14 protein-coding genes and 1 pseudogene are annotated in these 17,636 nt (G+C 58.4%); 13 read left to right on the top strand and 2 right to left on the bottom strand.

Annotation, left to right across the window (positions count from 1 at the left end; genetic code table 11):
- The first annotated feature begins 21 nt into the window (after window positions 1-21).
- Both BSP75_RS11750 and BSP75_RS11745 read left to right on the top strand, forming a co-directional pair.
- Window positions 22-813, top strand: coding sequence for a hypothetical protein (locus tag BSP75_RS11750; protein WP_075113296.1), 792 nt, complete (start codon window positions 22-24; stop codon window positions 811-813).
- 48 nt (window positions 814-861) lie between these two features.
- Entirely contained in the window at window positions 862-1,110 is a 249-nt protein-coding gene (locus tag BSP75_RS11745; RefSeq protein WP_075113295.1) for a hypothetical protein, read from the top strand.
- Window positions 1,111-1,175: 65 nt separating this feature from the next.
- Here the strand turns inward: BSP75_RS11745 and BSP75_RS11740 are convergent, their stop codons facing one another.
- The gene (locus BSP75_RS11740; protein WP_075113294.1) at window positions 1,176-3,200 is read right to left on the bottom strand and encodes a bifunctional 2',3'-cyclic-nucleotide 2'-phosphodiesterase/3'-nucleotidase; all 2,025 of its coding nucleotides are present in this window, start codon (window positions 3,198-3,200) and stop codon (window positions 1,176-1,178) included.
- Between the two features lie 757 nt (window positions 3,201-3,957).
- On the opposite strand from BSP75_RS11740, the gene BSP75_RS11735 reads away from it, so the two are divergent.
- Complete coding sequence (locus tag BSP75_RS11735; RefSeq protein WP_075113293.1) at window positions 3,958-5,865, top strand: fructose-specific PTS transporter subunit EIIC; 1,908 nt, start codon at window positions 3,958-3,960, stop codon at window positions 5,863-5,865.
- 104 nt (window positions 5,866-5,969) lie between these two features.
- Here the strand turns inward: BSP75_RS11735 and BSP75_RS21270 are convergent.
- Window positions 5,970-7,360: pseudogene (locus BSP75_RS21270) on the bottom strand (protein-tyrosine phosphatase family protein).
- A gap of 197 nt (window positions 7,361-7,557) precedes the next feature.
- Between BSP75_RS21270 and BSP75_RS11720 the strand changes: the two are divergent.
- The 10 genes from BSP75_RS11720 (at window position 7,558) to BSP75_RS11675 (ending at window position 17,522) form a co-directional block, all read left to right on the top strand.
- Window positions 7,558-7,983: a CesT family type III secretion system chaperone gene (locus BSP75_RS11720; protein ID WP_082040814.1), complete on the top strand. Its 426-nt coding sequence runs from the start codon at window positions 7,558-7,560 to the stop codon at window positions 7,981-7,983.
- A 430-nt stretch (window positions 7,984-8,413) separates the two neighbouring features.
- Complete coding sequence (uhpT, locus tag BSP75_RS11715; protein WP_042656195.1) at window positions 8,414-9,820, top strand: hexose-6-phosphate:phosphate antiporter; 1,407 nt, start codon at window positions 8,414-8,416, stop codon at window positions 9,818-9,820.
- A gap of 217 nt (window positions 9,821-10,037) precedes the next feature.
- Entirely contained in the window at window positions 10,038-10,343 is a 306-nt protein-coding gene (locus BSP75_RS11710; protein ID WP_042656196.1) for a PTS fructose transporter subunit IIB, read from the top strand.
- Window positions 10,343-11,110: a PTS sugar transporter subunit IIA gene (locus BSP75_RS11705; protein WP_075113291.1), complete on the top strand. Its 768-nt coding sequence runs from the start codon at window positions 10,343-10,345 to the stop codon at window positions 11,108-11,110. The genes BSP75_RS11710 and BSP75_RS11705 overlap by 1 nt, the downstream gene beginning before the upstream one ends.
- Window positions 11,111-11,257: 147 nt before the next feature.
- Window positions 11,258-12,172: a 23S rRNA pseudouridine(2457) synthase RluE gene (gene rluE, locus BSP75_RS11700; RefSeq protein WP_075113290.1), complete on the top strand. Its 915-nt coding sequence runs from the start codon at window positions 11,258-11,260 to the stop codon at window positions 12,170-12,172.
- Entirely contained in the window at window positions 12,172-12,663 is a 492-nt protein-coding gene (locus tag BSP75_RS11695) for an NUDIX hydrolase (protein ID WP_075113289.1), read from the top strand. The genes rluE and BSP75_RS11695 overlap by 1 nt, the downstream gene beginning before the upstream one ends.
- 157 nt (window positions 12,664-12,820) lie before the next feature.
- Window positions 12,821-13,927 carry a tRNA 2-thiouridine(34) synthase MnmA gene (mnmA, locus tag BSP75_RS11690; RefSeq protein ID WP_043850388.1) on the top strand — a complete coding sequence of 369 codons (1,107 nt, stop codon included), beginning with the start codon at window positions 12,821-12,823 and terminating at the stop codon, window positions 13,925-13,927.
- 183 nt (window positions 13,928-14,110) lie between these two features.
- A complete protein-coding gene (gene hflD, locus BSP75_RS11685) occupies window positions 14,111-14,725 on the top strand; it encodes a high frequency lysogenization protein HflD (RefSeq protein ID WP_005334622.1) in 615 nt (204 codons plus the stop codon).
- Between the two features lie 130 nt (window positions 14,726-14,855).
- Window positions 14,856-16,226 (top strand): adenylosuccinate lyase, encoded by a 1,371-nt coding sequence (gene purB, locus BSP75_RS11680; protein ID WP_075113288.1) that lies wholly within the window; start codon window positions 14,856-14,858, stop codon window positions 16,224-16,226.
- Window positions 16,227-16,391: 165 nt separating this feature from the next.
- Window positions 16,392-17,522: a cupin domain-containing protein gene (locus tag BSP75_RS11675; RefSeq protein ID WP_075113287.1), complete on the top strand. Its 1,131-nt coding sequence runs from the start codon at window positions 16,392-16,394 to the stop codon at window positions 17,520-17,522.
- Window positions 17,523-17,636 lie beyond the last annotated feature (114 nt).

Genomic DNA, 17,636 nt, shown 5'->3' with positions numbered 1-17,636 from the left:
CACGCAAAAGAATAAATCACCATGAAATATCTTGTCATCATTACAGTTTTATTGCTGTGTTTCTCCGTCTCAGCAAAGACAAACTCATCTTATATGATTAGCGGAGTCAAAGTTGAAATACAAAAAGAAAATGACTGTTATTATTTATTGGCTACCGGAAAAGAGAAAGAAACACTGATATGTGTTGATGATGAACTGCAATCTGACATTATCATAAAAGATTTCAACTTTGACGGTTACAAAGATATCGCAATCTCTAGCTCTCTCGGTATGGTAAATACCGTCTTTTATGTATTCTTGTATAACCATATAAATGCAGCATTTAAAAAGCTAAAATTTGCGGACTATAAAATGCCCACCTCTGCCTGTGGGGATCTCTACAACCTTGCAGTTCGATCAGACGCTCTTTCTTTGGTTAGTTCTTGCCGCTCCGGCCCTGTATGGTATTACGACACTTACCAATATAATTCTCAGGGTGAGCTCTGGCTATATAAAACAACAGAGTATCAAATCCAAAACTCCGAGATTGAGACCTTCCCTCTTTACGAGCACACATTTAATAATAAGGGGGATAAACTGGACACCGTGGCGATTGACTTTGATGGCAAGAAAATTCTCTGGCCAGTCACATCTGAGAAAGTTTTTCTCTACTCATCACCTGAAAAAACATCAAAGACCAAGGCCTATCTAATTCATAATGACAAAGTTGAAATCCTTGAGCAGAAAGATGATTGGATTAAAATTCGTTTTGCCTCCAGAAAAGGCCCGCTTATCCGCTGGCTTTATCTTCCAGAGACAATCGCCAAAAATTAATGAACCCCCTGTTTTTAGTTTTATCACACATCACGCCAACATATAAAAATGACCCAACACAAACAGACTCCAAATCCTGACTATCTGTTTTTAAGAAAATTAATATCCTATCTGGCAATTACCGCACCTATCGGCCTGATCCCGGAGTTTATCCGGCAGGATTTTCATCTGGATTTGCTCTCATGGCAGAAGGGCGGCCGCCTCACGCGGATCATGATCGGCGTCGCGGCGGCAATGGCGGGAATTGACTGGCTCGTGCATCGCTATCGAGCCAAGCGCAGCAGCCAGAGTAGTTGACCGGCCCACAAGCTGTGTAATGGCATGAGCGGGGCAAAAAAAGGCGGCCCGCAGGCCGCCCGGCATTACTGACCTAACAGCTGGTAGACAGCATGATTGGCAAACTTGGGATCGTTGGCCACCACGCCTTCCACCCGTTTCAGAGCAGGGCCTGCCAGCTTCTCGACCTCGGGGTTTGGCGAGGAGTAGAAGTAGACCTTGGTCTTGGCGGGCAACGGCTTGAGATGCCAGTTGTCAGCGGCTTTGACTTCGAAACCTTCCGGCTTGTCCTTGGTCAGCTGCTTCACATAGGCGGAGAGCACTTCCCGTGTTTCCATCGGATCTTCGTGTACCAGTGCCTGACCATTGATGCCCGGGAAGCTGCCACCACCGCTGGCGCGGTAGTTGTTGGTGACCACGTAGAAGTTCTGCTTCGGATCGATCGCGTTGCCATTGTAGGTGAGCTGGCTAATGCGCTGGCTGTCGCTGACCTTCTTGCCATCCTGGTTATAGCGAGCAGGCTGGGTGACATCCACCTCGTAGCTCACCCCTTTGATCGCATCGAGGTTGTAGGGACGGAAATCGTCGACCACCAGCCACTGCGCCTGATCGGAGTTCGGGTCAATCTGACGATACTGGACGGCACTCTTCTCCAGCCACTCTTTCACGGTGGCGCCATCGACTTTCACCACCTGCAAGGTATTGGGGAAGACATAGAGATCCGCTACGTTGCGCCCGGAGATGTCGCCCGCCTGCACCCAGGTGTAGTCGTTGGGACCGTTACGCCCGCCACGGAACGGCGCCGCCGCCGACAGCACGGGCAGGTCTTCCTTGAGGCCGCAATTAAGGCCGTTCTGCTTCAGACAATCCGCTTTCACCTGCTCGACATGCCACTGCTGGGCATCGCTCACGATCTGGATGGAGGCATCATCCTGCGCGACCGAGAAGAAGCTATGAATAGGGGCGGTCAGCTTGCCGATGGGCAGGCTCAGCCACTCAATGGTCTCATCGTGGACGGTCTGGATCAGATTCACGACCCCCTGATCCTCTTCACCGCTTGGCAGCGCTTTGACCTTGCGCAGTTCAGAGTGACTATCCGCCACCTGCCAACGCCCATCCTGATAGGTCAACTTGAGATCGATGATGCCAAGATGGTTACCGGTCACGCCGGGCATAACGGCCGGAACGCCAGCAATCTTGCCCGTTTTGTTATCCACTTTTTCGATATCGGGATACTCGCCGGGGAAGGCTTTGTGGGCATGGCCCAGCAGCAGGGCATCCAACCCCTTCACCTGGGCAAGATAGATGGCGGCGTTCTCCATCAGAGGCTCTTGCGGGGTGCCGGTGATACCGGAGTGCGCCGCAATGATCACCAGATCGGCACCCTTGGCACGCATCTCGGGGATGTAGTGCTCGGCAGTCTCGACCATGTCAGCCACGACGACCTTGCCTTCAAGGTTGTGCTTGTCCCACTGGAGGATCTGGGGCGGGTTCATCCCCAGCACGCCCACCTTGATGGTCTGCGTCTTGCCGTTGGCATCTTTTACCTGACGATCCAGCAGCACATAGGGTTTGAAGTGTTGCGGCATGGCATCCCAGTCAACCTTGCCGTCACTGCCGCGCTTGAGGGTGTTGCCATCGAAGACGTTGGCATTCACGACCTGGTAGTTGGCCCCGGAGAGGGTTTTCGCCAGGAACTCGAGGCCGTAGTTGAATTCATGGTTGCCGAGGTTGCCCACGTCATATTTCAGCTCGTTGAGCACCTTGATGGCGGGGTGACCTGCCGACTTGGTCAGATAATCGGGATCGCCCTTGTATTGGGAAAAAACATAGTCAGAAAGGGGAGTGCCCTGGATCAGGTCACCGTTGTCGATCAACAGGTTGTTGCTGTTCTCGTCACGGGCCTGCTTGATCAGCAAGGCTGTACGGGCAAGGCCCAGCGAGTCATCTCGCTTGTTCTGGTAGTAGTCGAAGCTCAGCAGGTTGGAGTGAACGTCGGAGGTCTCCATCAATCGCAGATTGACATCGCCCGGGGTATTGTCGTCACTGCTTTGGCATCCGGAGAGGGCAAGCAGTACCGCCACCGCGCTCAGTTTGAGAGTGAAGTGCATTGTTATTTTTCTCGCTTATTGTTAGTGCCAGTCGAGGCATGCTACCTACTGCGGTAGGGTTTATCTGTGATCTACGTGGGTTTATAACCACAACAACCACATTAATATTCGAAATTTAAGGCATAGACAGTATTTTAAACTGACAGATGCAACATTCATTTCGTGCCTGCACTGTCATGGCCCGCTGGTGCGAATAGCGCAGCGTATTCGGACATTCGCGTCATCACCTCTATCTTTTCAGCCACTTCCTCTCTTGCCACCACACGCGCTTCCCAAACAGGCGGTGCCATTCGCTTCGTTCATTGCGCCCTACGTCTCCCATCCCCCTCTGCGCTCGCTCTGCCAATCCAATTGGCCTCCGCCATCAGGCGCATAAAAATCCTAATCCGCCCGGCGAAACCGCGACTTTTTGTGAGAGAGGTCACATCTCGCGACGCTGTTAAACCACATATAAATCCAGATCCTGCAGGTGATTAATTTATTGATATGGCGCATAACAAACCTTGCCGCGCGCCTGACACCAATTCATTTGTTTGTTTTTAAAGAAAAAATTAGAAATGACCTGAAAATGGCGAGTCCTGCCTGAAAACGGGATCTTCATCACATCGCGTTTTACTGCGCACAAAAATCCAGTGATTAGCACATTTGTCCGATAGGGAGGGGGCGGGCGAGCCGCGATAATGTTCAGGTCATTTTTATCCAGTACGTCGATACGTACTCACGCATAGCTTCCGTCACCGGAAGCGGGGAGAGCGCCATGATCACCACCTTGATCAATGAACACCTGATCAATCTCGATTTGAAAGCGACGCGTAAGGAAGAGGTCTTCACCGAGATGGCCCGCCTGCTGGCGTCGCAAGGCAAGGTCAGCGACGAGCAGGCCTTTATCAAGGATCTGTGGGCCCGCGAAGAGCTGGGCAACACCGGCTTTGAGGAGGGCGTGGCCCTGCCCCACGCCAAGAGTGCGGCGGTCTGCAACCCGGCGGTCGCCATCGGCATCAGCCGCAACGGCATCGAGTACGGCGCCGAAGATGGCAAGCCGTCCCACATTTTCTTTATGATCGCCTCCCCCGATGGCGGCGCCAATCACCATATCGAGGTGCTGGCCGAGCTCTCCGGCAAGCTGATCGAAGAGGGCTTTATCGCCAAGCTGCTGGCGGCCAAGAGCCCGGCCGACGCGCTGGCGCTGCTGCTGGCCAAGAAAGAGGAGCAGAACGCGGCCCCGGCCACCAGCAAGGGTTTCATCATCGGTGTCACCGGTTGCCCGGCCGGTATCGCCCACACCTATCTGGCGGCCGAGTCGCTGGAGCGCGCCGCCCGCGAGCTGGGTTATGAGGTGAAGGTGGAGACCAACGGCTCCATCGGCGTCAAGAACAGCCCTACCGCGGACGAGATTGCCCGCGCCACTGCCATCGTGGTTGCCTGTGACAAGCAGGTGGACATGGCCCGTTTCGCTGGTAAGCCGCTGATCAAGACCGGCGTCAAGGCCCCCATCAAGGATGGCAAGGGTCTCATTGAGCAGGCGCTGAAAGCCCCGGCCTATGTGGCTGGCAAAGAAGATAAAAAGGGTGACGAGAAGAGCGCAGGCGGCAGTTCCGATCTCTATCGCTACCTGATGAACGGCGTATCGCACATGATCCCGTTCGTGGTGACCGGCGGTCTGTTGATTGCGCTGGCGCTGGCCATCGGCGGCAACCCGACCCCGAGCGGCATGCAGATCCCGGAAGGGAGCATGTGGAACCAGATCCTCAACGTGGGCGTGGCCGCCTTCACCCTGATGATCCCCATTCTGGCGGGCTATATCGCCTACGCCATCGGTGATCGTCCGGCGCTGGCACCGGGCTTTATCGGCGGCTGGATCGCCAACAACGGCAGCTTCTACGGCGCTGACGCCGGAACCGGCTTTATCGGTGCCATCATCGCGGGCCTCTTGGTCGGCTATCTGGTGCGCTGGATTGCGACCCGTCAGTACCACAAGATGGTGCAACCGCTGGTGCCGATCCTGATCGCTCCGATCGTGGGTTCCCTGTTTATCGCTGCGGTATTCATCTTCATCATCGGCGCCCCGATTGCCGACATGATGACTGGCCTCAACGCCATGCTGCTCTCCATGAGCGGTGGCAGCCTGGTGCTGCTGGGTATCGTGCTCGGTGGTATGGCTGGCTTTGATATGGGTGGCCCGGTCAACAAGGTGGCGTTCCTGTTCTCCGTCGGCATGATTGCCTCCGGTCAGACCCAGTTTATGGGAGCCATGGCCTGCGCCATCCCGGCCGCGCCGCTCGGCATGTCGCTGGCTACCGTGCTCGGTCGCAAGCTGGGTATCTTCGATGCCTCTGAAATCGAAGCGGGCAAAGCCGCCGGTGCCATGGGTCTGGTGGGGATCTCCGAAGGGGCGATTCCGTTCGCCGCCCGTGACCCGCTGGCCGTTATTCCGGCCAACATTCTGGGCAGCATGACCGCTGCAGTGATGGCCTTCCTGTTTGGCATCACCAACAGCGTTGCCCACGGTGGCCCTATCGTCGCCCTGCTGGGTGCGGTCAACAAACCGCTGCTGGCGCTGCTCTGCATGGTCTGCGGCGCCATCGTCACCGGCGTGGTGGCGGTTGCCCTGAAAAAGCTGCGGGTCAAAAAGAGTGACGAGGTGACCCTGGCCAAGGCGGCCTGAGTTCCCCCTCGCCATCGAGGCTCGTAAAACATGACAAGAGGCCACCCCACGGGGTGGCCTCTTTGCGTTTGTCGAACAAACCCGCCAAGGGGATTTGCCTTCTGTTATGCCCGCAGTAATGGACGCTGCTGATGCTGAGCCAGGGTCATCAATACCTCCAGCTGCTCCGGTTTTTGCACCATAACGCCATTGCGGCTGGTGCGCATGCTGCTGACTACATCCTCCACGCTCAGCTGATTGTTGCGCGGCTCATGCATCGCCATGGCACCGATCACCTGAGCGGTACGTCCCACCCCGGCACGGCAATGAACCACCGGTAGCAATTTGTTCTCATCCCCCACCGCCGAACTGCCCGCCTTCTCATACATGGCGCGCTTCGCTTGCGCATTTTGCTCCAGCAGGGCTGACAGCCGTTCAGTCACCTCGGCACTGACGGCGGTTTTATCGGGCCAGTTGCTGACATGAACCACGGGCACCTGGATCCCCTTCTTGCCAGAGCCGGGCATGGTCAGTGCCATCTGATAAACATCGGCCTGAATGCCATCACCCAGGTCGACACTCATCTTGTGATCGGACTTTACCGATACCGCCCCATATTGGCCGCTCTGACGGAAATAGTCGGGCATCTTGAACTGGGGATTGGCGATTTCGTTGGCGGACGCCAGAACCGCCAGTACCGGCGTCCGGTTGTCGAACAGCATCTGCAGATGACTCTCCAGCTGACTGTCGAGCGGGTACTGGCAAGCAATGGAGCGATGGGTTCCGACCTGCACATAGTTGGCGTTGAGATCAGGGCGCACGGCGGTCATCTTGTTGGCGCGAATATCGTTGAAGCGGTTGAGCTGACTGCCATCGCGGCTTTGCAGATAACGATCAGGTTGCACCGAGGGTTGCAGCTGTTGCTGTAAACCGGCCAGCCTGCTGCTCAGTTCCCGCTTCGTCTGCACCCCGTAAGGATCAACCGCCGCAGGGGTCACCATTCTGGGCGCGGCACTCATCAGTCGTTCATGCTGCTGGGCCAGTCCGGGCCGGCATTGCGCGGAGGAAGGGCCGGAGCCTGACGTGGCGGCAATGGCGGCGCATCCTGACCTGCTGGCGCGCTCGCCCCGTGACGTTGTGCCCCCTGCTGACGCATGGCGGCATCCAGCAAGGTCTTGGCATCCCTGAGGGTCAGCTGGTCGCTGCGCAATCCCACCAGTTGGCTCTGGCCATGGCCGAGGCTGCGCAGCTCAAAGTTGTTCTGATTGAAACGCACTGTGCTCTTGTGCAGCTCAGCGACATCGTTCTGATTGAGGGCAATCTCCTGCACATGATGAAGCACTTCCCGGGCGAATGCTTTTTCTGTATCCCGGGCACCATTGGTGACGGTCAACCCCTGAAAACGTCCCTCCGTGTTGGCAGCCACGCCGCCTCTCAATTTGCCGGTCACCTCGCCATGTTGCTGCTCGACAAGTCGGGTTACCTGTTGGTGAAGAGAGTGAATCGCTAAGGTCATGTTTACCTCGAATGGCATGAGTGAGCCGCGAGTATAAAAAGTGCTATTCCCCTCTCCTTGCACTGCCGGTCGGAAATTTTTAGCCATATTGCAAAGTGACCGATAGCAACAAAATCGACACCCATAAATGACAAATGAAATGGTTGTTTTTCGATAGTTTGCCCACCTCTCTCCACCTCTGCTGCAGGCAGCCACACATGAACGAACAATTTGACGCCGCGTTAAACGCCCTGGGCCACCACCTCGGGATCCCGCTCACTACCACAGAGGGTGTTGCCAGCATCACACTGGACAATAGCCATACCATCCATCTGGCAGCGATCGGCGATAGCCAGCTTGCCCTCTTTATGCGCCTCTCTCCCCTCAAAGATGCAGAGCAGGCCATAGCGCTACTGCAACAAAATCTCTTCTCGGCCAATCCCGCCAGCCCGCGTATCGCACTCTCTCCGGATAATCATCTCATCCTCTGGAGCCAGCATCCCCTGAGCGCCATGGATGGCAGCACCCTCTATCAGGCCCTGACCACCCTGCATCACCATAGTCTGAGCCGATTATCGGCCTCCTCTGACATCAGTGAGGCAGACAGACATGACTACTCGCCATCCCCTCTGCTGAAGGTCTAGACAACCGAAAAACCAATACAAGGCCGCTTGCACCGGGCGGCCATGTCACCGGACTGTGACAGCCAAACCGTTCGCCAAGCTGGCCACTTCGTCATCAATCTGGCCTGCTCAATGTGATCCTCTTCACGCTTGGGGTCCAAATCGGACAAAACTAGGAAAATTTCCTAGCCCCACTAGGGATGGCTCTCAAGCCATTTATTTCACCCCTGATTAGAGTCACCTCACCTGATGTCGTGACCCGCACCACGACGGGCAATGTGCCCCGTCATCCCGTGCCGGGCCCGGGTTTATATGGATGGAGCGTCGAGCGCAGCAACGGCTGGCAGCCCCTGACTTTCCGTTCCCCCTTCCGTGGCGTGACCTCTTACAACCTATCTACAAATGAGGGGCGCGGCGGAAATACCGTCTATCTCGCAGAGGATGAACGAAGATGTTGAAATTTCTCCAACAGGTCCGGGTCCCCACCCTGGACCTGCCGGTCGAAGCCCGGCGCAAGCTCTGGTTCAAGCCGTTTATGCAATCTTATCTGGTTGTATTTATTGGCTATTTGACCATGTATCTGATCCGCAAGAACTTCAACATTGCGCAAAATGACATGATCCAGGAGTACGGTCTCTCCATGACCGAGCTCGGCATGATCGGCCTTGGCTTCTCCATCACCTACGGGGTGGGCAAGACCATCGTCTCCTACTACGCCGATGGCAAGAACACCAAGCAGTTCCTGCCGCTGATGCTGATCCTCTCCGCTCTGTGCATGCTGGGCTTCAGCGCCAGCATGGGCGGCACCGGTTTTAGCCTCTACTTCATGATCTTCTTCTACGCAGCCAGCGGTTTCTTCCAGAGCTGTGGCGGCTCGTGCAGCTACTCCACCATCACCAAGTGGACTCCGCGCAACAAGCGCGGCACCTATCTGGGTATGTGGAACCTCTCCCACAACGTGGGCGGTGCCGGTGCGGCCGGTGTGGCGCTGTTCGGTGCCAACTACCTGTTTGATGGCAACGTGCTCGGCATGTTTATCTTCCCGTCCATCATCGCGCTGGTCGTCGGCTTTATCGGCCTGCGTTTTGGTAGCGATTCACCGGAAGCCTATGGCCTGGGCAAGGTGGAAGAGCTGTTTGACGAAGTGGCGAGCGAAGAAGATATCGCCACCGAAGAGCAGAAGCTGACCAAGGGTCAGATCTTCGTGAAGTACGTGCTGCTGAACAAGGTGATCTGGCTGCTCTGCTTTGCCAACATCTTCCTCTACGTGGTGCGCATCGGTATCGACCAGTGGTCCACCGTCTACGCTCACCAGGTGCTGGGCTTCTCCAAAGAGATCGCCATTCAGGGCTTCACCTTCTTCGAAGTGGGCGCACTGGTCGGCACCCTGATGTGGGGTTACCTCTCCGATCTGGCCAACGGCCGTCGTGGTCTGGTGGCTTGCGTGGCGCTGGCGCTGATCATCGCCACCCTGGGTCTCTACCAGCATGCGACTACCCAGTTCATGTTCCTGGGTTCCCTGTTCACCTTGGGCTTCCTGGTGTTTGGTCCGCAACTGCTGATCGGCGTGGCCGCCGTGGGCTTCGTACCCAAGCAGGGCATCAGCGTGGCCGATGGCGTCAAGGGCACCTTTGCCTACCTCATCGGTGACAGCTTCGCCAAACTGGGTCTGGGCATGATCGCCGATGGCACCCCCATCTTCGGCCTGACCGGCTGGACCGGCACCTTCGCCGCGCTGGACATCGCCGCAGCCACCTGTCTGGTGCTGATGGCCTGCGTAGCCGTGGCCGAAGAGCGCAAGATCCGCCGCATCAAGCGCGAACTGAAAGCCACCGAGCTGGCTGCCCAGACCGCCTGATCCCCTCAAGATTGTCGCTGATTGTTCAGGGCCACCCACACGGGTGGCCCTGTTGTTTTGGGAAACCAGACACCCGACTGGCCCGACATCTGCCTGCACTGCCGCTCAAGGGGCAGGCATATCCCCATCAAGATCCCACTTTTCATATGGACTTTTGGTAAAAGCCCCCCGCTGGCGCTATCTTGTGGCTCCCCCTTGTCAGCATCACAGAGAGCAGATGAAGATCGTCGCCGTCACCGCTTGCCCGACCGGTATTGCCCATACCTATATGGCTGCCGATGCCCTGCAAAAAGCCGCCACTGCGCTGGGGCTCAAGATCAAGGTCGAAACACAGGGCGCCATGGGCATGGAGAACATGCTGACCGCCCGCGATATTGCCAGCGCCGATCTGGTGCTGATTGCCTCCGATATCGAGATTGAGCAGAAAGAGCGCTTCCTCGGCTGCCCCATCCATCAGGTGACACTGGAAACCGTGCTGCTGGATGCCAACGCCGTACTCAAGGCCCTGCCGATCCCGGCCTGATGCTGACCCGCGAAATCACCTTCTACTGCCAGCAGGGGTTGAGCATCACCCAGGCCAAGCAGTTGAACCGGCTGGCGGGGATGTTCAAATCCACCATCCGCTGCGCCAACCTCACCCGGCGCCAGACCGTTGCCGCCAGCAACCAGCTCTCCCTGCTCACCCTCGCCACCCAGCCCGGCGATCTCTGCCAGTTGCAGATCGAAGGGTGCGATGCCGAGCTGGCCCATATGGCATTTACCTGCTGGTGCGGGGAGCTGGGTCAACCGCTGGTGCGCCCGCGCACCGCCGCGCTGGCAGAGTTGCGACTGGCCAATGCCCTGCCCGACTACCATTTTGCCCTGCGCCAGTTGGCCCACAGCCCAGCGCCGCTGAGCAAGGCCGAGGCGCTCGAGCATCTGATCGATCTGCTGCCCGCCGAGCTGGTCACCGACCGCACCACCCTGACCGCCGCGGTAGAGCGGCGCGAGCAGGTCTCGGCCACCATCATCCGCCCGGGCCTTGCCATGCCCCATGTATTGAGCGAAGGAATAAGCCAGCCAGCGCTGACCCTGCTTAGCTGCAAAGAGCCCATCGAGTGGGGCTCCCAGATTGGGCCGGTAGAGACCATTATTCTGCTGGCGGTGCCGGTAGGCAGCGGACGGGAGACCCTGCGCCCCCTTACCCGACTGGCGCAGGCGATGATCGATGATGTGGTCAGCCACGCCCTGCTGCAGGCGGGCTCGGCCCCCGCCCGTCAGGCTATCGTGATCGAGAGCCTGCTGAGCTAAGCCTGCTGAGTTAAGCCTGCGACGTTAAACCCCCCGGCCCCATGTCATACGGGGCTCTTTGCACGCGTCTTGTCACGCAGCCATTCATCCTGCCCTCAGCACCCTGTGGTACACTCGCTGCCATCGTCTGTCTGAAGTGTGTATCCGATGAAATCTCCCCGTTCCCGTCTCTCTGTCAGCCGTTCGCCGCGCGATAACGCCCCGCGCTCGGCGGCCAAACCAGCCGCACCCCGTCATGCCGCCCCCCGCAAACCGGAGCTGGCGCCCGAAGATCGCAAGCTGTTGCTGTTGAACAAGCCCTACATGGTGCTCTGCCAGTTCACCGACGAGGCGGGCCGGGAGACCCTCAAGGATTACATCAAGGAACCCGGCATCTATGCCGCAGGGCGGCTCGATCGCGACAGCGAGGGATTGCTGCTGCTCACCAATGACGGCAAGCTGCAGGCGCGCCTCACCCAGCCGGGGGAGAAGACCCCCAAGACCTACTGGGTGCAGGTGGAAGGCATTCCGAGCGAAGATAAACTGGCTGCCCTGCGCGCTGGCGTCGAGCTCAATGACGGCATGACCCTGCCCGCCGGGGCGCGCATCATGGATGAACCTGCGGTGTGGCCGCGCAATCCGCCCATTCGCGAGCGCAAGGAGATCCCCACCAGCTGGCTGGAGATCACCATCATCGAGGGGCGCAACCGGCAGGTACGGCGGATGACTGCCCATATCGGCCACCCCACCCTGCGCCTTATTCGCTACGCCATCGGCGACTGGACGTTAGATGATCTGGCGCCGGGGACAAGCCGCAGCCTGCCCGCCCCCGAGCTGGCGCCGCTCTCCACCAGCCGCCCGCGTCCATCCTCCTTCCGTGCGGGGGCTCATACCGCCAAACCGGCAGGGGATGCACCACGGCGGGCCAGCCAGCCGGGACGGGACGAGCGTCCCCGCAGCACTCACGTAACCGAGCGTTCAACCTCAAGTCCGACCGGCGGCAAACCCCGCAGCAGCGGGCGAGGAACGGCACGTAGACCGGCCCGCGCAATCAATCCCAATAGCAGCGACAAGGAGTCATGATGAGCAATCAGGCAGAGCAATCGACCACCAGCCATGCCCGCATGGAGGCGCGCCTGACGGTCGCCGCTGTGGTGCAGTGGCAAGGCCGCTTTCTGGTGGTGGAAGAGGAGATTAAAGGCCAGCGCCGCTTCAACCAGCCCGCCGGTCATGTGGAGCCGGGGGAAAACCTGCTGGAAGCGGCCTGTCGCGAACTCAAAGAGGAGACGGGGCTGACCGCCACGCCGACCGCCTGGCTCGGCACCTATCTGTTCAAACCGGCCGACAGCGAGGCTACCTATGTGCGCACCGCCTTGATCTTCGACCTTGAAAAAGCGCCGGGTCAGCACCATCCAGAGGATCCTGACGGCGATGTGCTGGCGTGCCACTGGCTCACTCTGGAAGAAATAGCGGAATGCAAACCGGCCCTGAGAAGCCCGCTGGTATGGCAGTGCATTCAGGATTATCTGGCGGGGACACGGCTGCCGCTCTCGGCGCTCAAGGCCTTTATTTGAGGCCATTTGACACTATTTTAAGGCGGCGCAGGCCAACGATAGAAAAACGATTTCCTGCTATCAGGTTCCTGATGGGAACTGCGGCATGGATATGTGACCGGGGGCGCAAAACTCTGGTAGAATACGCCCCGTTTAAACGAACTGGTAACTTCGACTAATGACAGACAACAGCCAAATCAAGGTGATCGTCGGCATGTCCGGCGGCGTGGATTCTTCCGTCTCGGCCTACCTGCTCCAGCAGCAGGGCTATCAGGTCGAAGGCTTGTTCATGAAGAACTGGGAAGAAGACGACACGGACGAGTACTGCTCTGCCGCCCAGGATTTGGCTGATGCCAAGGCCGTCTGCGACAAGCTGGGGATGAAACTCCACACCATCAACTTCGCGGCCGAGTACTGGGACAACGTGTTCGAGCACTTCCTCGAAGAGTACAAGGCTGGCCGTACGCCGAACCCGGATATCCTGTGTAACAAGGAGATCAAATTCAAGGCGTTCCTCGAATTTGCCGCCGAAGAGCTGGGTGCCACCTACATCGCCACCGGCCACTATGTGCGCCGTGACGACAGCACCGGCCGCCCGCGCCTGCTGCGCGGTCTCGATACCAACAAGGATCAGAGCTACTTCCTCTATACCCTGAGCGAAAAGCAAGTGGGTCAGAGCCTGTTCCCGGTTGGCGATCTGGAGAAGCCCGAGGTGCGCCGCATCGCCGAGCAGCTGGATCTCATCACCGCCAAGAAGAAAGACTCCACCGGCATCTGCTTTATCGGTGAGCGCAAGTTCAAGGACTTCCTGGCCAAGTTCCTGCCCGCCCAGCCCGGCAACATCGAGACCGTGGATGGCAAGGTGATCGGTGAGCATCAGGGTCTGATGTATCACACCCTGGGCCAGCGCAAGGGGCTCGGTATAGGTGGTCGCAAAGATGCCACCGAAGAGGCCTGGTATGTGGTCGACAAAGAGGTCGAACGCAACGTGCTGGTGGTGGCGCAGGGCGAGCATCCCCGCCTCTACTCTGATGGCCTGATTGCCAGCCAACTGCACTGGGTAGATCGCACCCCGATCCGCGAGCCGCGTCGCTGCACCGTCAAGACCCGCTACCGCCAGCAGGATATTCCCTGCCTGATCCAGCCCATCGACGACGAGACCATCCGGGTCATCTTCGACGAGAAACAGGCTGCGGTGACCCCGGGCCAGTCCGCCGTCTTCTACGACGGGGAAGTGTGTCTGGGCGGTGGCATCATCGAACAACGTTTCAGTCATCCGGTTTGAATCCTTAACAGAAGGCAGCAGACGTGAGCGATACATTCCAAGGCCGGATCATGACCTGCTGCGGGCATCTGCCAGTGAATGAACAGAACAGGGCCGTGAAGATATGAGCGACACATTTCAAGGCCGGATCATGGCCTGCAGCGGATATCTGCCAGTGAATGAACAGAACAGGGCCGTGAAGATATGAGCGACAAATTCCAAGACAGAACAATGGCCTTTGCCGGCATCTGCCAGGCCGCGTATCTGGTGCAGAAGGTGGCCCGAGACGGCAGCTGTGACGAGGCGGCCCTGCGCGAGAGCCTCTCCAGCATTCTGGTGACCAACCCGAGCCAGCCGCTCGAGGTGTTCAACAACACCCATCTGGCCATTCGCGACGGCTACCGCGCGCTGGTCGAGCAGCTGGGAGCCGACGGCAGCCAGAAGAATGCCGAGCTGACCCGCTATGTGGTGAGCCTGATTGCACTGGAGCGCAAGCTGGCCAAGCGCAAGGACATTCTCAATATGCTGGGTGAGCGGATCAGCCAGATTGGCCGCCAGCAACAGCATTTCGATCTGCTCGACGAGCAGATCCTGGCCAACATGGCGAGCATCTACAGCGATCTTATCAGCCCGATCGGCCCCAGAATCCAGGTTGCGGGTACGCCGCTGTTCCTGCAGCAGCCGCTGGTGCAGCACAAGGTGCGCGCCCTGCTGCTGGCGGGCATTCGTGCCTGCGTGCTGTGGCGTCAGCTCGGTGGCAGCCGCACCCAGATCATCTTCGCTCGCAAGAAGATGGTGGAGCTGGCCAAACGTTACTAATCATCGGCTCGCGCGCGGGCAAGCGAGGTCGACATCAGGGTGAACAGCCGCACATCCGCCTTGATGACGACTCAGCCCCACGCGCGAGTGGATACGGATACCCCCACACAAATCATCAGGAGTTCACCCCATGGAGCTGTCCGCGCTGACTGCTGTTTCCCCGATTGACGGTCGTTATGGCGACAAGGCCGATGCCCTGCGCCCTATCTTCTCCGAATTCGGCCTGCTGCGTTTTCGCGTCGAAGTCGAGGTGCGCTGGTTGCAAAAACTGGCCAGCCACACCGGGATCCCGGAAGTCCCTGCCCTGAGCGCGGCCGCCAACGCCCTGCTCGATGGCATCGTCAGCAACTTCAACGAGAGTGACGCCGCCCGTATCAAACAGATCGAGCGCACCACCAACCATGATGTGAAAGCGGTGGAGTACTTCCTCAAAGAGAAAGTCGAAGTGAACCCGGAGCTGGCGGCTGTCAGCGAGTTCATCCACTTCGCCTGCACCTCGGAAGACATCAACAACAACTCCCACGGTCTGATGCTGAAAACCGCCCGCGAAGAGGTCATCAAGCCTTATTGCGAGAAGCTGATTTCCGAACTCAAGCGTCTGGCCCACGAATACCGTGACATGCCACTGCTCTCCCGCACCCACGGTCAGCCGGCCACCCCGAGCACCATGGGCAAGGAGATGGCCAACGTCGCCTATCGTCTGGAGCGCCAGTTCAAGCAGATCATGGCGGTGGAGATCCTCGGCAAGATCAACGGTGCGGTCGGCAACTACAACGCCCACATCAGCGCCTATCCGGATGTGGACTGGCACCAGTTCTCCGAGGAGTTTGTGACCTCCCTGGGCCTGACCTGGAACCCCTACACCACCCAGATCGAGCCGCACGACTACATCGCCGAGCTGTTCGATGCCATGGCCCGCTTCAACACCATCCTGATCGACTTCGACCGCGATGTGTGGGGCTACATCTCGCTGGGTCACTTCAAGCAGCGCACCATCGCCGGTGAAATCGGCTCCTCCACCATGCCGCACAAGGTCAACCCCATCGACTTCGAAAACTCCGAAGGCAATCTGGGTCTGGCCAATGCGGTGTTCCAGCATCTGGCGAGCAAGCTGCCCATCTCCCGCTGGCAGCGTGATCTGACCGACTCTACCGTGCTGCGCAACCTGGGTGTGGCGGTGGGTTACTCCCTGATTGCCTATCAGGCGACCCTCAAAGGCATCTCCAAGCTGGAAGCCAACAGTGCCGCCATGGCCGCCGATCTGGATGCCAACTGGGAAGTGCTGGCCGAGCCGATCCAGACCGTGATGCGCCGCTATGGTATCGAGAAGCCTTACGAGAAGCTCAAAGAGCTGACCCGTGGTCGCCGCGTCGATGCCGAAGGGATGCGTACCTTTATCGACACTCTGGAGTTGCCGGAAGCGGTGAAGGTGGAGCTCAAGAAGCTGACCCCGGCCAACTACATCGGTGACGCCCAGCGTCTGGTTGATCTGCTGAAATAAGCGGATAAGTAACACGACCGGGGCCCTGTGCATGATCTGCAACAGGGCCCCGGTTATTTTATGTGGCACCCTATACAGGGTTTGCAAGAGGGCTTGCCCGAGCTTGGCAGCCGCCTCTGGCAAGACCTCTCCTGACCTTTGTCGAACCCTTTGACGAGAAGATCTATGTACGAACTCAATCTGGATATCGCTCACTTCCTCGAGCACTACTGGCAGAAGCGCCCGCTCCTTATCAAGGGCGGCTTCACCGACTTTCAGGATCCCATCAGCCCAGACGAGCTGGCGGGTCTGGCCATGGAAGAGGTGGTCGAGTCCCGCCTCGTCACCCGTTTCGACGGCAAGTGGGATGCAGCCCACGGCCCCTTCGAATCCTATGACCATTTGGGCGAAGAGAACTGGACCATTCTGGTACAGGCTTGCAACCACTGGGCGCCCGAGGTGAACGAGCTGGCCGTGCCGTTCCAGTTTATCCCCGGCTGGCGACTGGACGACGTGATGGTGAGCTTCTCCACCCCCCACGCGGGTGTCGGCCCCCACATCGACCACTACGATGTATTCATCACCCAGGGCCAGGGCAAGCGTCACTGGCGTGTCGGCGATGCGCTGCCGCTCAACGAGTTTGCCGCCCACGCCGCGCTGCTGCACTGCGAGCCGTTCGAGGCGATCATCGACGTCATCATGGAGCCGGGCGATATCCTCTACATTCCGCCCGGATTCCCCCACGAAGGCTACGCCATCGAGCCCTCCATGAACTTCTCGGTCGGCTTCCGCGCACCGGATGCCAAGGCGCTGATCTCCTCCTTTGCCGATCACCTGATCGACAACGAGGTGCGTACCGAGCGTTACAGCGACCCGGATCTCAAGCCCCGTGCCCGTCACGGCGAGATCCAGCCCCACGAGCTGCACCGTCTGCGTGAGCTGATGCAGCAGGCGCTCGATGACGAGACCCTGTTCAAGGAGTGGTTCGGCACCATGATCTCCGAGGCCAAGCACGATCTGGATGTCAATCCGGTGGAACCGGACTACAGCGCCGAAGAGGTTGCCGACCTGCTGACCCAGGGCGAGCCCGCCATCAAGGTACCGGGCCTGCGATCGGTCTGGTTTAGCGGTGATAGCCAGCAGTGCTATATCGACGGCGAAGCCTGGACCCTGCAAAGCGAAGATGCGGCGGCCATTTCGCTGCTGTGTGACAAAGACATCATCACTCAGGCCGACATGGTTGAACTGGCCGATCAGGCCGGTTTCCTGCAACTGCTGACCCGTCTGGTCAACCGCGGTTACTGGTTCTTCAACTGATCCAGCGGTAACTGAAGGATAAAAAGGCGCCTTATGGCGTAATGCCAGTCAGTTAAGCCTGACTGGCATTGTTTTTATTGGCTTTTTTCACACTATACCTCTGTGGCCTTGGCT

Source organism: Aeromonas sp. YN13HZO-058 (assembly GCF_001921245.1).
GTDB lineage: Bacteria > Pseudomonadota > Gammaproteobacteria > Enterobacterales > Aeromonadaceae > Aeromonas > Aeromonas allosaccharophila.
This window is presented reverse-complemented; position numbering and strand designations above follow the sequence as displayed.

Coding starts and splice junctions, on each gene's coding strand:
- BSP75_RS11720 (WP_082040814.1), top strand. CDS start 7,558: ATGAACGAACAATTTGACGCCGCGTTAAACGCCCTGGGCCACCACCTC.
- BSP75_RS11675 (WP_075113287.1), top strand. CDS start 16,392: ATGTACGAACTCAATCTGGATATCGCTCACTTCCTCGAGCACTACTGG.
- BSP75_RS11750 (WP_075113296.1), top strand. CDS start 22: ATGAAATATCTTGTCATCATTACAGTTTTATTGCTGTGTTTCTCCGTC.
- BSP75_RS11735 (WP_075113293.1), top strand. CDS start 3,958: ATGATCACCACCTTGATCAATGAACACCTGATCAATCTCGATTTGAAA.
- BSP75_RS11745 (WP_075113295.1), top strand. CDS start 862: ATGACCCAACACAAACAGACTCCAAATCCTGACTATCTGTTTTTAAGA.
- rluE (WP_075113290.1), top strand. CDS start 11,258: ATGAAATCTCCCCGTTCCCGTCTCTCTGTCAGCCGTTCGCCGCGCGAT.
- uhpT (WP_042656195.1), top strand. CDS start 8,414: ATGTTGAAATTTCTCCAACAGGTCCGGGTCCCCACCCTGGACCTGCCG.
- mnmA (WP_043850388.1), top strand. CDS start 12,821: ATGACAGACAACAGCCAAATCAAGGTGATCGTCGGCATGTCCGGCGGC.
- hflD (WP_005334622.1), top strand. CDS start 14,111: ATGAGCGACAAATTCCAAGACAGAACAATGGCCTTTGCCGGCATCTGC.
- BSP75_RS11740 (WP_075113294.1), bottom strand. CDS start 3,200: ATGCACTTCACTCTCAAACTGAGCGCGGTGGCGGTACTGCTTGCCCTC.
- BSP75_RS11695 (WP_075113289.1), top strand. CDS start 12,172: ATGAGCAATCAGGCAGAGCAATCGACCACCAGCCATGCCCGCATGGAG.
- BSP75_RS11710 (WP_042656196.1), top strand. CDS start 10,038: ATGAAGATCGTCGCCGTCACCGCTTGCCCGACCGGTATTGCCCATACC.
- purB (WP_075113288.1), top strand. CDS start 14,856: ATGGAGCTGTCCGCGCTGACTGCTGTTTCCCCGATTGACGGTCGTTAT.
- BSP75_RS11705 (WP_075113291.1), top strand. CDS start 10,343: ATGCTGACCCGCGAAATCACCTTCTACTGCCAGCAGGGGTTGAGCATC.